We start from the raw sequence: 14,496 nt of genomic DNA on the forward strand, positions 1-14,496 counted from the left end.
TACCCGGCCGGCGGCCGGTTCTCCTCCCGCGTCAGTCGGCCGCCGCGGGCCGGTCGAGGAAGTGCAGTCGGGCGCGTTTTCCCGGCAGGTCGATCAGCGGGCCGGCCCGGAACCCGGTGCGCCGCAGCCGGTCGAGGACCTTGTCGTTGCGGGCGTCGGGCTCCATCACGATCCGCAGCCGGCCCGGGTCGGTGAACACGAAGTCCAGGATCGCCCCGAACAGCGCGCCGGTGAAGCCGCGCTCGACCCGCACCGGTGGCCCGATCAGCAGGTGGACGCCCACGTCGCCGAGGCGTACGTCGTAGCACTCGCCGACCGGGTCCGCCTCCGGCTGGTACGTCTGCGCCAGCGCCGCCGGCACGCCGTCGCGGTGCACCAGGTAGGCGTGGTGGGTCGCCAGCGAGTCCAGGTACGCGTAGATCTCGTGCACCCGCTCACGGCTGGCCTCGCGCATCCCCCAGAACCGGGCACGCTCCTGCGTGACCCAGCCGTGCAGCAGGTCGGCGTCCTCGTCGGGCCGTACCGGCCGGATGGTCACCACCCCGAACCCGGTGACGTCCCGTCGGTAGTGGTGCCGGTCGGCCGTGGCGTCAGCGCTCATCTCGCTCCTCGGTGAGCTGGTCCCAGTCGGTGGTCACCGGCAGCAGTTCGCCGGCCAGCCAGGCGCGGCTCTGGTCGTCGTGGTGCGGGTCGCCGGGCACCCCGCTGGCGCCCAGCGGGACCACCCAGAGGCTGTCCTGCCGCCGGGCCAGATCCCACACGAATCGGGCTGCCGGCCCGCGCGCGCACCAGTGCGTGACCCCCGGCACGCTGGACGTGGCCAGCACACAGTCGTGGTCGCCGTCCAGGCCCGGGGCGGGTCCGGCGTCCGGATCGGGCAGCGCCCGCCAGGGCGCCAGCCGGTGCAGGTCAGCCCAGCGCACCTGTCCGTTCGCCGTCTCCGCGACCTCCTCGGCCGCCGCGCCCACCAATGCGGCCACGTCCAGGCCGGGAAGCAGGGCGTCGCCGAGCAGGTGCTCCAGCGCGTAGCCGACCCGCGGCGTCAGCGCCAGCCAGGGTGCGAACACCTCCGGGTACGCCGGCGGCTCGGCAAGCGCGGCCAGCGCCGGGTGGGCGGCCAGCCGGCGTACGACCGCCGCCCGCAGGATGGCGAAGTCGGCGGCGTCGGTGCTGTCGGCGGCCATCCGCCGGTCCCAGCGCAGCAGGCGGTCGCGCAGGGCGGAGGCGGCCGGACCGAGCCCGGTCAGCGCGGCCAGGGCGCCCAGCAGCGGGCCGGCCGAGCCGAGGTGCGTGTCGGTGTGCACGGCGGTCATCCGCTCGGCCGTCCAGTCGGCACCGGCGTCGAGCAGCTCGGCGATCCGGTGCGCCCGGTGCGGCGGGGCGAACTCGACGCCGAGCGGCTCCGCCAGCCCCCGCTCGTTGGCCATCACCGCGCGGCCGACGACCTCGGCCCGGGGTAGCGGCGCGTACCAGCCGCGCCAGGCGTGCGCGGCCTCCCAGCCCGGGACGACCCGCCGGCCGTTCTCCGGATGCCGCACCGGCACCGCGCCGGCGACCCGGTGCAGGAGCCCGCCGGTGGTGTCCGCCGCCTGCACCACGTTGACCGGTTCCACCCAGTGTCGCAGCGCCCGGTCCACGTCGGCCACACTGCGGGCGCGCAGCAGCTCCGGCAGCGCAGCGAAACCGAGCGCGGCGCGGACCCGGGGCGGGTAGCGCAGGCTGATGGCGGTCGGCTCGTCCGGCCCGCCGGCGATCACCGGACCCCGGGCGGTCTCCACCACCTCGACCTCGACCGGCTCCGCACCGGCCACCTCGATCGTCTCGACGTGGGCGTGCGCGGGTCGCCAGCCGTCCGGGCCGAGCGCCTGCACCACCGGGCCGTGCCGGCGCAGCCGCTCGGCGTACACGTCCTGGTAGTCGGCCATCGCGTTGGTGATGGCCCAGGCCACCTCGCCGGTGTGCCCGAAGTGCGCGATGCCCGGCACGCCCGGCACCGCCAGCCCGACCACGTCGTACTCCGGGCAGGCCAGCCGGATCTGCTGGTAGACGCCGGGATCCTCGATGAACCGGTGCGGGTCGCCGGCGAGCAGTGCCGCGCCGGTGCCGGTCCGCTCGGCGGCGAGCAGCCACCCGTTGCTGCCGGCGACGGCCGGCCCGTCGGTGGCGAACAGGTCGACCGCGTCGGCGTCGAGCCGCTGCGCCACGTGCTCGCGCCAGAGCTTGCCGGGGAACCCGGCGAACAGGATGTGGTGGCCCAGCCAGACCGCCAGCGGCGTCCACGGCTGCCACACGCCGGGAGTCAGGCCCGTGGCCGCGAACTCCGGCGCTCGGGCCGCCCCGGCGGCGAGACCGTCGTTGACCCCGGCGACGTACGCGGCCACCCACTCGGCGGTCGCCGGGTCGAGCGCGGCGTGGCAGCGACGGGCGGTGTCGTCGAGCCGGACCTGCCGGGCGAACCGGTCCCAGCCGAGCGCGTCGGCACCGAGGAAGGCGGCGCTGGTGCCCTGGGCCCGGTGCCGTTCCACCTCGATCTGCCACGCCCGGTCGTACGCGGTCACCCGCCCCTGCTCGCTCGCCAGGGCGAGCGGGTCGTCGGCCCGCAGGTGCGGCACGCCCCACCGGTCGCGGAAACGGGCGGCGGTCACGCCGGCTCCGGGGCGGGCACGGTGGCGCGGCGCCGGGCGGCGGGGATGACCAGCGGGGTGCCGGTCTCAGGGTCGTCGATCACCCGGCAGGGCAGCCCGAACACCTCGGCCACCAGGTCGGCCGTGACCACCGACGCCGGCTCGCCGGCGGCCACCACCCGCCCGTCGCGCATGGCGATCAGGTGGGTGGCGTAGCGGGCCGCGTGGTTCAGGTCGTGCAGCACCGCGACCAGCGTGCGCCCCTGCTCCTCGTGCAGCCGGGCGCAGAGGTCCAGGATCTCGATCTGGTGGGCGATGTCGAGGAACGTCGTCGGCTCGTCCAGAAGCAGCAGCGGGGTCTGCTGGGCCAGCGCCATGGCGATCCAGACCCGCTGCCGCTGGCCGCCGGAGAGCTCGTCCACCGGCCGGTCGGCGAGGTCGTCGACCCCGGTGGCGGCCATCGACTCCTCCACCACCCGCTCGTCCTCGCGCGACCACTGCCGCAGCAGACCCTGGTGTGGGTAGCGGCCTCGGGCGACCAGCTCGGCGACGCTGATGCCGTCGGGTGCGATGGACGACTGCGGCAGCAGGCCGAGGGTGCGGGCCACCTTCCGGGCGGGCAGGTCGTGGATGTCCCGGCCGTCCAGCAGGACCGTGCCGACGGTCGGGCGCAGCATCCGGGACAGCGCCCGCAGCAGGGTCGACTTGCCACACGCGTTCGGGCCGATGATCACGGTGAACGATCGGTCGGGCACCGCCACGGTCAGGTCCTCGGCGATGGTGCGCCGGTCGTAGGCGAGGGTCAGCGAGGTGCCGCCGAGCCGGGTGGTGCCGGGGTGCATGGGTGCTCCTTCGAGGGCGTCGCGGGTGTTCACAGCCGACCCGCCCGGCGTTCCACGGCCAGCAGCCAGACCAGGTAGCCGCCGCCGACAACTCCGGTCACCACACCGACCGGAAGCTGGTGCCCGGTGAACGCGCGCTGGGCCAGCAGGTCGGCGCCGACCAGCAGCGCCGCGCCGACCGCCATCGACGGCAGCAGGTTCGGGCCGGGCGCCCGGGTCAGCCGCTTCGTCACGTGCGGCGCGACCAGCGCCACGAACGACACCGGCCCGGCGGCGGCCGCCGCGAACGAGACGAGCAGCACCGCCGCGGCGAGCAGGACCAGGCGGAGCCGGCGTACCGGCACACCGAGGGCGCTCGCCGTGTCGTCGCCCAGCTCCATCATCCGCAGCGCCGGACCGCAGACGACGAGCACCAGTGGCGCCAGCACGGCGGTGACGACGAGCAGCGGGCCGGCGTTGGCCCAGCCCCGCCCGTCCAGGCTGCCGGTGAGCCAGAGCACCGCGCGGGCGGCGTCCATCAGCGGCGCCCGGGTCAGCAGGTAGCCGTTGACGCCGGTGAGGATCGCCGCGACGCCGATGCCGACCAGGATGAGCCGGTAGCCGTGCACCCCGCGACGCCAGGCGAGGGCGTAGATCAACAGGCCGGTGCCGAGGCCGCCGGCCACCGCCGCGCCGGCCAGGGCCAGGCTGCCGCCGCCGAGGACGACCACCACCAGCGCGCCGGTCGACGCGCCCTGGGTGAAGCCGAGCACGTCCGGGCTGCCGAGCGGGTTGCGGACCAGCGACTGGAACACGGTGCCGGCCAGCGCGAGCGCCGCGCCGACCAGCAGTGCGGTGACCAGTCGGGGCAGCCGCAGCTCCTGCACGATGAACTGCTCCGCCGGGGTGCCGCCGCCGGTGAGCGTCCGCAGCACGTCGGCCGGGCCCATCGGGTAGTCGCCGCTGCCCACGGCCACCAGGCCCAGCCCGGCCGCGAGCAGCGCCGCGCCGGCGCCGACCGTCAACGCGCGGGGGCGGAACCGCAGCGACAACCCACCGGGTGTACGGAGGACGGTCATGGGTGGGCCACCCGTCCGCGGGCGACCAGCCAGAGGAAGAGCGGGCCGCCCAGCACGGCGGTCACCATGCCGACCTGGAGTTCGCCCGGCCGGCCCAGCACCCGGCCCAGCACGTCGGCGCCGAGCAGCAGCACCGGCGAGAGCACCGCGCAGTACGGCAGCAGCCAGCGCAGGTCGGGGCCGGTCAGTGCCCGGACCAGGTGCGGCACCAGCAGCCCGACGAAGACGATCGGACCGCAGGCGGCGGTCGCCGCTCCGCAGAGCAGGGTGACCGCGACGATCACGGCGGCCCGGATCAGCGCGGGTCGGGCGCCCAGTGCCCGTGCCGCGTCGTCGCCGAGCGCCAGGGCGTTCAGCGGCCGGGCCGTGGCGAGCGCGACCAGCAGGCCGGCCAGGATGAACGGCGCCACCTGGGTCACGGTCACCGAGTTCGTGCTCGCCAGTGAGCCGACCGTCCAGAACCGCAGCCGCTCCAGCGAGGCCGTGTCCAGCAGCATCACGGCGCTCACGTACGAGTAGAGGGTGGCGTTCAGCGCCGCGCCGGCCAGCGCGAGGCGGGCCGGGGTGGCACCACGCCCGCCCCCCACGGCGTAGACCAGCGCGGTGACCACCGCCGCGCCGAGCAGCGCGAACCAGACGTACCCGCCGATGGCCGTGACGCCCAGGAACGCGGCGGCGGTGGCGACGGCGGCGGACGCCCCGGCGTTGATGCCGAGCAGCCCGGGGTCGGCCAGCGGGTTGCGGGTGAGGGCCTGCATCACGGCGCCGGCCACACCGAGTGCCGCGCCGGCGAGCAGGCCGAGCAGGGTGCGGGGCAGGCGCATCCGGTGCACCACCGCGTACTCGGCGGCGTCCCGGTGCAGCAACCCGGACCAGACGTCGCCGAGCGGCATGGCCTTCGCGCCGACCGCGATGCTGAGCACGAGGACCACGCCGAGCAGCGCCACGGCGGCGACCAGGCCGGCGGCGCGGGCCGCCTGGCGACCCCGCCGCGCCGGCGGTGGTCCGGAAGGTGGTGCCGCCGACCCGCTCGGCACGGGCCGCGCCGAGACGGTGACGGAGGGTGTGGCGTCCAGTGTGGGCTCCGGGGGTGTGGCGACACGACGTACCGCTGTTGACAACGTGCGAGGTTAGGCTAACCTAACCCCCGCTACTGGTCGACCCCGGCCATCCCTTGATCGAAAGACGACACCATGCCCGATGCCCTGTCCGCCCGTCGCCTCTCCCGCCGTGGCCTGCTGGCCGCCGGTGGCGCCGCCACGCTGGCCGCCCTGCTCGCCGGCTGCGGCAAGGACGACGCCGCCAAGCCCGCCGCCGGCAACGGAAGCGGCCCGTGGTCGTTCACCGACGACCGCAACCAGAAGGTCGACGCGGCGGCCCGCCCGGCACGCGTGGTGGCCTTCACCGGCGTTGCGGCGGCCCTGGTCGATTTCGGCATCGACAAGCAGATCGTCGGCGTGTTCGGCGAGACCAAGCGCGCCGACGGCACGGCCGACCCGCAGGCCGGTGACCTGAACGTCGAGGCCGTGGAGATCCTCGGCAACGTGTGGGGCGAGTTCAGCCTGGAGAAGTACGCGGCGCTGCGCCCCGAGCTGCTGGTCACCCACATGTACGACCCGGACGCGCTCTGGTACGTGCCGGACGAGAGCAAGGCCAAGATCCTCCCGTTGGCGCCGAGCGTGGCGATCACCACCGCCCGGGTGCCGATGACCAAGCCGATCGAGCGGTACGCCGCACTGGCCGAGTCGCTCGGCGCGGACCTGTCCGCCAAGAAGGTCACCGACGCGAAGGCCCGCTTCGACGCCGCCTCCGAGGCGGTCCGCCAGGCGGTCAGGACCAACCCCGGCATCAAGGTGATGGCCTGCTCCGGCAGCCCCGACCTGTTCTACGTCTCCAACCCCAAGGTGAGCACCGACCTGATGTACTTCGCCGAGCTGGGCGTCGACATCGTCGTTCCCACCAAGCTCGAAGCCGGCGACTACTTCGAGGCGCTCAGCTGGGAGAACACCGCCAAGTTCCCGGCCGACCTGCTCCTGCTGGACAACCGCAGCACCGCCCTGCAGCCCAAGGACCTCGTCGCCAAGCCCACCTGGCAGCAACTGCCGGCGGTCAAGGCCAACCAGGTGACCCCGTGGGACGCGGTGCCCCGCTTCTCGTACGCCGGCGCCGCGCCGCTGCTGGAGAACCTCGCCACCGCCATCCGGAACGCGAAGAAGGTCAGCTGACGCCATGAGTACGAGCACCGTCGAACCCGTAGCCCTCCAGTACCGCTTCTTCGCCGCGCATGTCGTACGGGCCCGCCGGGTCGGTGCTTCCCTGATCCGGGTCACACTCGGCGGTGCCGAGCTGGCCGGTTTCGCCGGCGGCGGCCGGGACCAGAGCGTCTCGCTGTTCCTGCCGCACCCCGGGCAGGACGCGCCGGTGGTTCCGGTGGAGCGGGGCGATGGCTGGTTCGGCGCCTGGCGGGCACTCCCGCCGGACGTCCGCGCGGTGATGCGCTCGTACACCATCCGGGAGCAGCGCCCGGCCGCCGCGGAGGTGGACATCGACTTCGTCAGCCACGGCGACACCGGCCCCGCCTCCCGGTGGGCCGGCCAGGCCGGGCCCGGCGACCGGGTGCTGCTGCTCGGGCCGGCCGTGCACGACAACCGCAGTGTCTGCTTCCGCCCGCCGGACGACACGGGCCTCGTCCTGCTGGCCGCCGACGAGACCGCGCTGCCGGCCGCCGCCGGCATCCTGGCCTGGCTGCCCGCCGGCACGCGGGTCCGCGCCTGGATCGAGGTGCCGGCGGCCGCCGACATCGTCGAGCTGCCCACCGAGGCCGACGCGGAGATCAAATGGATCGTGCGCGGCAGCACCCCGGCCGGCAGTGACCTGCTGGTCACCGCGGTCCGCGGCGCCCGGCTGCCCGCCGGCACCCCGTACGCCTGGATCGCCGGCGAGTCCGGCGCGGTGCGGGCGCTGCGCCGGCACCTGGTCGGCGAGCGGGGCATCGACCGCCGGCGGGTGACCTTCGCCGGCTACTGGCGGCGCGGGGCATCCGAGGAGGAGCTGCGCGCCGAGGCGTCGGCCGACGCCACCGCCTGAGCGGCGACCCATCCGAACGCAGCACGGCCCCCGGCGCACGACCGCGCCGGGGGAGGGTTCCGGCTGCTCATTCGTCGAGAACGTGGAGGACACCCCCGTGACCGTGCCGACGTACCCCGTCGAGACCACCGCACCGCCACCGGCTCCGGCCGCCGCGCGAGCCCAGCTGCTCCACGAAGGCTCGGTCGAGCAGTACCGGCGGACACTCGCCGCCGGCGTCGACCGGGTCGCCCGCCGGGTGGCCACCGTGGACCGGCCCGGCACCGGGATCACACCGGCCGAGCTGGCCCCCCTGGTGGACCGCGTCGACCTGGACCGGCCGCTCGGCGACGCCGGCGCCGCCCTCGACGAGCTGGAGGACGTCTACCTGCACGACGCCGTCTGGTTCCACCACCCCCGCTACCTCGCCCACCTCAACTGCCCGGTGGCCATCCCGGCGCTGCTCGGTGAGGCGGTGCTCACCGCCGTCAACTCCTCGCTGGACACCTGGGACCAGAGCGCCGGGGCCACCCTCATCGAGCGGCGGCTGATCGACTGGACGGCCACCCGCATCGGTCTCGGCCCGAACGCCGACGGCGTGTTCACCAGCGGCGGCAGCCAGTCCAACCTCCAGGCGCTGCTGCTGGCCCGGGAGGAGGCGTGCCTCGCCGCGACCGGCCCGGCCGAACGCGCCGACCTGCTGCCCCGGCTGCGCGTCATCACCTCCGCGGCGGGGCACTTCAGCGTGCAGAAGTCGGCCAAGCTGCTCGGCCTCGCCCCGGACGCGGTGATCGCGGTGTCCACCGACGCGCAGCGGCGGATCCGGCCCGCCGCCGTCCGCGACGAGATCGCCCGCTGCCGGCAGGCCGGGCTGGTGGTGATGGCCGTCGTCGGCACCGCCGGCACCACCGACTTCGGCTCCATCGACCCACTGGCCGAGCTGGCCGGGATCTGCGCGGCGGCCGGCGTCTGGCTGCACGTGGACGCCGCGTACGGCTGCGGTCTGCTGGTGTCGACGACCCGCCGGCACCTGCTCGACGGCATCGAGCGGGCCGACTCGGTGACCGTCGACTACCACAAGTCGTTCTTCCAGCCGGTCAGCTCCAGCGCGCTGCTGGTCCGGGACCGGCGGGCGCTGCGGCACGCCACCTACCACGCCGACTACCTCAACCCGGCGCGGATGGTGGAGCAGCGGATCCCCAACCAGGTCGACAAGAGCCTGCAGACCACCCGCCGCTTCGACGCCCTGAAGCTCTGGCTGACCCTGCGGGTGATGGGCCCGGACGCGCTCGGCGCGCTCTTCGACGAGGTGGTCGACCGGGCCGCCGACGCCTGGGAGCTGGTCAGCGAGGACCCCCGCTTCGAGGTGCTGACCCGCTCGTCGCTGAGCACGGTGGTCTTCCGTTACCTGCCCACCGGCCCGGGCCGGGAGCTGGCCGACGCGGCCAACCTGCACGCCCGGGAGGCGCTGGCCGCCTCCGGCCTCGCGGTGGTCGCCGGCACCCGGGTGGACGGGCGACACTTCCTGAAGTTCACCCTGCTCAACCCGGCCACGACCGTCGAGGACGTCGGGCACGTGCTCGAACTGATCGCGACCCACGCCGGCCGGTACGTGCACGACCGCACCGCCGCCGACCTGACCTGCCACGTCGGCTGATGCCGGCGACGACGAACCCGCGGCTGGAGGGCCGGATGTCCACCCACGACTTCATCGCCATCGGCCTGGGCCCGTACAACCTGGGCCTGGCCTGTCTCACCGCGCCGATCGACGAGCTGGACGGGGTGTTCCTGGAGGCCCGGCCGAGCCTGGCCTGGCACCCCGGCATGCTGCTGGAGTCGGCCCGGTTGCAGACGCCGTTCATCGCCGACCTGGTGAGCCTCGCCGACCCGACCTCGCCGTACTCCTTCCTCAACTACCTCAAGGAGATCGGCCGGCTCTACCCGTTCTACATCCGGGAGAGCTTCTACCCGCTGCGCAGCGAGTACGACGCCTACTGCCGATGGGCGGCGGCGAAGCTGCCGAACCTGCGCTTCGGCCAGTCGGTGACCGCCGTGGAGTACGACGCCGCCGACGAGCACTACGTGGTCCGTGCCACCACCGGGGCGGGGGAGACGGTCGAGTACCGGGCCCGGCACCTGGTGCTCGGCACCGGCACCCCGCCGCACGTGCCCGCCGCCGTCGCCGGGCTGCCCGGCGACGCGGTGCACAACTCGCGCTACCTGGAGCATCGGGACGCGCTGCGGACCAAGCGCAGCATCACCGTGGTGGGCAGCGGCCAGAGTGCCGCCGAGATCTACCACGACCTGCTCGGCGACATCGACCGGTACGGCTACCAGCTGAACTGGGTGACCCGCTCGCCGCGGTTCTTCCCGCTCGAATACACGAAGCTCACGCTGGAGATGACCTCACCGGACTACGTGGACTACTTCCACGCGCTGCCCGAAGCGACCCGCTACCGGCTGGAGTCGGCGCAGAAGGGCCTGTTCAAGGGCATCAACGCCGACCTGATCAACGACATCTTCGACCTGCTCTACGCGCTCAGCATCGACGGGCCGGTGAACACCCGGCTGCTCACCAACACCGAGCTGACCAGCGCCGGCCACCACGACGGGGCGTACACGCTGGGGTTGCGCCAGGTGGAGCAGGAGCGGGACTTCACGTTGCGGACCGAGGGCCTGGTGTTGGCCACCGGCTACCACTACCAGGTGCCGGAGTTCCTCACGCCGGTGCGCGACCGGATCCGCTGGGACTCCCACGGCCGGTTCGACGTGGCCCGCAACTACAGCATCGACCACACCGGTCGCGGCATCTTCCTGCAGAACGCGGGCACCCACACGCACAGCATCACCTCACCCGACCTGGGCATGGGCGCGTACCGCAACTCCTGGATCATCCGGGAGCTGCTGGGCCGGGAGTACTACCCGATCGAGAAGAGCATCACCTTCCAGGAGTTCGGCGCGCCCGCCGGGGTGGCGTCGTGACCGTGGTCTACACCCGCGTCGACGACCAGCTCGGCGAGTTCGCGTTGCGGACCCTCGACCCGGACGCCGACGCCGCGCTGCTGCACTCCTGGGTGACCCATCCGAAGGCGGCGTTCTGGCTGATGCAGGACGCCGACCTGGCGGGTGTCGCCGAGGAGTACCGGCGGATCGCCGACCATCCGCACCACGACGCGTACCTCGGCCTGTGGCGCCGGGAACCCGCGTTCCTCGCCGAACGCTACGACCCGGCCCACGTCGAGCTGGTCGGCCTGTACGACCCCCAGCCGGGCGACGTGGGCATGCACTTCCTCTGCGCCCCCACGGGCACGCCGGCGCACGGCTTCACCCGCGCGGTGATCGGCACCGTCATGGCCTGGCTCTTCGCCGACCCGGCGACCCGCCGGGTGGTCGTCGAGCCGGACGTGCGCAACACCGCCGTGCACGCGCTGAACGCCGCCGTCGGCTTCGAGGTCGTCGGCACCATCGCCAAGCCCGAGAAGGACGCGCTGCTCAGCGTCTGCACGCGGGCCCGGTTCGCCGCCGCCGGGCGCGCCGCCACCACCCGAACCGAAGGAGCCCCGGCGTGACCGCCACCGCCTTCCCCACCCAGTCGTCCGCCGTCGTCCCGGCCGCCACCGCCGATCCGGTCGGGCACCTCACCCCGCAGCGGTGGGCCCGGGCCAACCGGCTGCTGGTCCGCAAGGCACTCGCCGAGTTCACCCACGAGCGGCTGCTCACCCCGGAGCCCGTGCCGGCCGGTGACGACGACCGGCAGTGGTACGAGATCCGCAGCGACGACGGCACGGTCACCTACCGGTTCGCCGCACACGTGCTGGCCCTGGCGCACTGGCAGATCGACGCGGACAGCATCACCCGGCACCGCGACGGTACGTCGCTGCCGCCCGACGCGGTGGACCTGATCATCGAGCTGCGCGACACCCTCGGGCTCTCCCCGCGGGTGCTCCCGGTCTACCTGGAGGAGATCACCTCCACGCTGGCCGGCACCGCGTACAAGCTGTCCCGGCCACTGCCGTCCGCCGCCGAACTGGCCGGGGCGGACTTCCAGACCATCGAGACGTCGATGACGGAGGGCCACCCCTGCTTCGTGGCCAACAACGGACGGCTCGGGTTCGGCGTCGACGAGTACCACCGGTACGCCCCGGAAGCCGCCGCGCCGGTCCGCCTGGAGTGGCTGGCCGCGCACCGCGACCACTCGACGTTCAGCAGCGCGGCCGACCTCGACTACGACGCGCTGATCGACGGTGAGCTGGACGCGGAGACCCGCGCGCGGTTCGCGGCCGGGATGGCCGAGCTCGGCCTTGACCTCGCCGACTACCACCTGATCCCGGTGCACCCGTGGCAGTGGTGGAACAAGATGGCCGTCACCTTCGCCGGTGAGCTGGCCGAGCGCCGGCTGGTGCACCTCGGCCCGGGGCCGGATGCCTACCTGGCCCAGCAGTCCATCCGCACCTTCTTCAACGTCACCGAGCCGCGCCGGCACTACGTCAAGACGGCGCTGTCGGTGCTGAACATGGGCTTCATGCGTGGGCTGTCGGCCGCGTACATGGCGGCCACCCCGGCGATCAACGACTGGCTGGCCGAGCTGATCGCCGGGGACGAGGTGCTCGCCGGGACCGGGCTGACCGTCATCCGGGAGCGGGCCGCCGTGGGCTACCGGCACCGGCAGTACGAGGCGGCCACCGACCGCACCTCGCCGTACCGCAAGATGCTGGCCGCCCTGTGGCGGGAGAGCCCGGTGCCGAGCCTCGCGCCGGGGCGGCGGCTGTCCACGATGGCCGCGTTGCTGCACGTGGACAGCGACGGCGGCTCGCTGGCGGCGGCGCTGATCGCCCGGTCGGGCCTGGAGCCCGAGGTGTGGCTGCGCCGCTACCTGGACGCCTACCTGACCCCGCTGCTGCACAGCTTCTACGCCCACGACCTGGCGTTCATGCCGCACGGCGAGAACGTCATCCTGGTCCTCGACGAGCGGGACACCGTCGAGCGGGTGATCTTCAAGGACATCGCCGAGGAGATCGCGGTGATGAGCAGCGAGGTCGAGCTGCCGGCGGCGGTGGAGCGGATCAGGGTCGAGGTGCCCGACGACACCAAACTGCTGAGCATCTTCACCGACGTGGTGGACTGCTTCCTGCGCCACCTCAACGCCGTGCTGGTCGAGGCCGGCGTGCTGGCCGAGGAGGACTTCTGGCGGACGGTCGCGGCCTGTGCCACCGACTACCTGGACCGGGTGCCGCACCTGGCCGAGCGGGCCCGCCGCTACGACCTGTTCGCCCCGGAGTTCACGCTGTCCTGCCTCAACCGCCTTCAGTTGCGCGACAACCAGCAGATGATCGACCTGGCCGACCCGTCGGCCGCCCTGCAGTTCGTCGGCACCCTGACCAACCCGCTCGCCCCCTACGCTCCGGCCCGCGGTGTGAGACGCACGCGTATCCCCGCGACGCTGCCGCGCATGGTCCGGGCGCTCGCCGGCTGGTGCAATGGAGGCATGACTGATCCCGAGATGACCGCCCGGTTCGCCGCCACTGGCGTGCGGACGGTGTGAGATGGGCTTCCTGCGTACCGCGAGCCTGTTCGCCGCGACCCTGACCACCGGCCTGACCGCCGGATTGTTCGCCGCGTTCGCGTACGCGGTCATGCCGGGCCTGGGTCGCACCGACGACCGGACGCTGGTGCTCGCCATGCAGCGGATCAACGAGTCCATCCTGAACGGCTGGTTCGCCGTCTGCTTCGGCGGCGCGCTGGTGTTCACGCTGCTGGCGGCGGTGTCGCACCTGGGCGACGGGCGCCGTGCGGTGCTGCCGTGGATCGTCGCCGCGCTGCTGCTGTACCTCGTGGTGCTCGGCGTCACAGCCGTCGTCAACGTGCCGCTCAACAACGTGCTGGCCCGCGCGGGCGACGTCGACCGGGTCGGTGACCTCGCCGCGCTGCGGGAGCGCTTCGAGGCGGCCTGGGTGCGCGGCAACGTGGTCCGGGCCGTGGCGTCGACCGGCGCGTTCGGGCTGCTCGCCTGGGCGCTGGTCGGGCTCGGCCGGCTGCCCGGCTGAGCCGTGCGGCAGTTCAGTCGGCCGTGCCGATCCGTCGGAACGCGCGGGCCAGCTGGACGAGATCGAAGCCCTCGAGGTGGTCCAGGAACCGTCGCCGTACGGCGGCCAGGTGGCTCGGCCAGGACTCCTCCAGCCGGGCGAACCCGGCGGCGGTGAGAACGGCGTTCCAGCCGCGGGCGTCCTGCTCGCTGCGAACCCGCTCGACCAGGCCCTGGGTCTCCAGTCGGGTGATGGTGCGGGTCATCCCGCTGAGTGAGAGCTGGCACTCCGCGGCGAGTTCGTTCATGCGCATCTGCCGGCCCGGCGCCTCGGACAGGACGCGCAGCGCGGTGTACTCGGTCAGCGGTAGCTGACGGTCGCCGGTCATGTCGGCGTCGATGGCCCGAGGCAGGACGAACATCAGCTGGCCCAGGGCGCGGACCAGCGCCTCCTCGTCGGGGTTGAGCGGGCGGAGGGGTTCTGCGGAGTTGCCGGACATGCGGCCCATCCTAGTTGCTTGACTGAGCAAATGCCTGTCCTTGGTGTGACGGCAGCCATAGGGCGGAAACTTGCTTGACGAAGCAAGGAGTGGCTAGCGTTCTGGTCGCCAGGCTAGGACTTCTGAAAGGCGCCAACCATGACCAGGATCGGGATCATCCTCGGCAGCACCCGCCCGGGGCGTAACGGCGAAGCGGTCGCCCGCTGGGTGCTCGATGTCGCCAAGCAGCGCACCGACGCGGAGTTCGAGCTGATCGACCTGCTCGACTACAAGCTGCCGCACCTCGACGAGGCGTACCCGCCGTCGATGGGCCAGTACACCCAGCCGCACACGCTGCGGTGGGCTGAGACGATCGCGTCGTTCGACGGGTTCGTGATGGTCACC

General features: G+C 73.5%; 13 protein-coding genes and 1 pseudogene. 8 read left to right on the forward strand and 6 right to left on the reverse strand.

What is annotated here, in order from left to right:
- Positions 1 to 31 precede the first annotated feature (31 nt).
- From ACTWLT_RS10940 to ACTWLT_RS10960, 5 genes are read right to left on the reverse strand one after another with little or no spacing between them, the layout of a single operon-like run.
- Entirely contained in the window at positions 32 to 601 is a 570-nt protein-coding gene (locus ACTWLT_RS10940; protein ID WP_445318238.1) for a GNAT family N-acetyltransferase, read from the reverse strand.
- Complete coding sequence (locus tag ACTWLT_RS10945; RefSeq protein WP_445318239.1) at positions 591 to 2,645, reverse strand: penicillin acylase family protein; 2,055 nt, start codon at positions 2,643 to 2,645, stop codon at positions 591 to 593. Before ACTWLT_RS10945 ends, ACTWLT_RS10940 begins: the two co-directional genes overlap by 11 nt.
- Positions 2,642 to 3,466, reverse strand: a complete 825-nt coding sequence (locus ACTWLT_RS10950; RefSeq protein ID WP_445318240.1) for an ABC transporter ATP-binding protein — start codon at positions 3,464 to 3,466, stop codon at positions 2,642 to 2,644. The genes ACTWLT_RS10945 and ACTWLT_RS10950 overlap by 4 nt, the downstream gene beginning before the upstream one ends.
- A 29-nt stretch (positions 3,467 to 3,495) precedes the next feature.
- A complete protein-coding gene (locus ACTWLT_RS10955) occupies positions 3,496 to 4,524 on the reverse strand; it encodes a FecCD family ABC transporter permease (RefSeq protein ID WP_445318241.1) in 1,029 nt (342 codons plus the stop codon).
- On the reverse strand, positions 4,521 to 5,471 hold the full coding sequence (locus ACTWLT_RS10960; protein WP_445318252.1) for a FecCD family ABC transporter permease: 951 nt from the start codon (positions 5,469 to 5,471) through the stop codon (positions 4,521 to 4,523). Before ACTWLT_RS10960 ends, ACTWLT_RS10955 begins: the two co-directional genes overlap by 4 nt.
- A gap of 246 nt (positions 5,472 to 5,717) precedes the next feature.
- On the opposite strand from ACTWLT_RS10960, the gene ACTWLT_RS10965 reads away from it, so the two are divergent.
- The 7 genes and pseudogenes from ACTWLT_RS10965 (at position 5,718) to ACTWLT_RS10995 (ending at position 13,634) form a co-directional block, all read left to right on the forward strand.
- Positions 5,718 to 6,749: an ABC transporter substrate-binding protein gene (locus ACTWLT_RS10965; protein WP_445318242.1), complete on the forward strand. Its 1,032-nt coding sequence runs from the start codon at positions 5,718 to 5,720 to the stop codon at positions 6,747 to 6,749.
- A gap of 4 nt (positions 6,750 to 6,753) precedes the next feature.
- Entirely contained in the window at positions 6,754 to 7,611 is an 858-nt protein-coding gene (locus ACTWLT_RS10970; RefSeq protein WP_445318243.1) for a siderophore-interacting protein, read from the forward strand.
- A 97-nt stretch (positions 7,612 to 7,708) separates the two neighbouring features.
- Positions 7,709 to 9,247 (forward strand): pyridoxal phosphate-dependent decarboxylase family protein, encoded by a 1,539-nt coding sequence (locus tag ACTWLT_RS10975; RefSeq protein WP_445318244.1) that lies wholly within the window; start codon positions 7,709 to 7,711, stop codon positions 9,245 to 9,247.
- A 35-nt stretch (positions 9,248 to 9,282) separates the two neighbouring features.
- Positions 9,283 to 10,572 (forward strand): lysine N(6)-hydroxylase/L-ornithine N(5)-oxygenase family protein, encoded by a 1,290-nt coding sequence (locus ACTWLT_RS10980; protein ID WP_445318253.1) that lies wholly within the window; start codon positions 9,283 to 9,285, stop codon positions 10,570 to 10,572.
- Positions 10,569 to 11,159, forward strand: a complete 591-nt coding sequence (locus tag ACTWLT_RS10985; protein ID WP_445318245.1) for a GNAT family N-acetyltransferase — start codon at positions 10,569 to 10,571, stop codon at positions 11,157 to 11,159. Before ACTWLT_RS10980 ends, ACTWLT_RS10985 begins: the two co-directional genes overlap by 4 nt.
- Positions 11,156 to 12,994: pseudogene (locus ACTWLT_RS10990) on the forward strand (IucA/IucC family protein); the annotation flags it as partial. The gene ACTWLT_RS10985 and the pseudogene ACTWLT_RS10990, both read left to right, overlap by 4 nt.
- A 139-nt stretch (positions 12,995 to 13,133) precedes the next feature.
- Positions 13,134 to 13,634 carry an anthrone oxygenase family protein gene (locus ACTWLT_RS10995; protein ID WP_445318246.1) on the forward strand — a complete coding sequence of 167 codons (501 nt, stop codon included), beginning with the start codon at positions 13,134 to 13,136 and terminating at the stop codon, positions 13,632 to 13,634.
- A 13-nt stretch (positions 13,635 to 13,647) separates the two neighbouring features.
- Here the strand turns inward: ACTWLT_RS10995 and ACTWLT_RS11000 are convergent, their stop codons facing one another.
- Positions 13,648 to 14,112 (reverse strand): MarR family winged helix-turn-helix transcriptional regulator, encoded by a 465-nt coding sequence (locus tag ACTWLT_RS11000; protein ID WP_445318247.1) that lies wholly within the window; start codon positions 14,110 to 14,112, stop codon positions 13,648 to 13,650.
- A 138-nt stretch (positions 14,113 to 14,250) separates the two neighbouring features.
- Here ACTWLT_RS11000 and ACTWLT_RS11005 point away from each other — a divergent pair.
- On the forward strand, positions 14,251 to 14,496 hold a 246-nt coding region (locus ACTWLT_RS11005), incomplete at its 3' end, for an NADPH-dependent FMN reductase (protein WP_445318248.1).

The organism is Micromonospora yongxingensis, assembly GCF_052601155.1.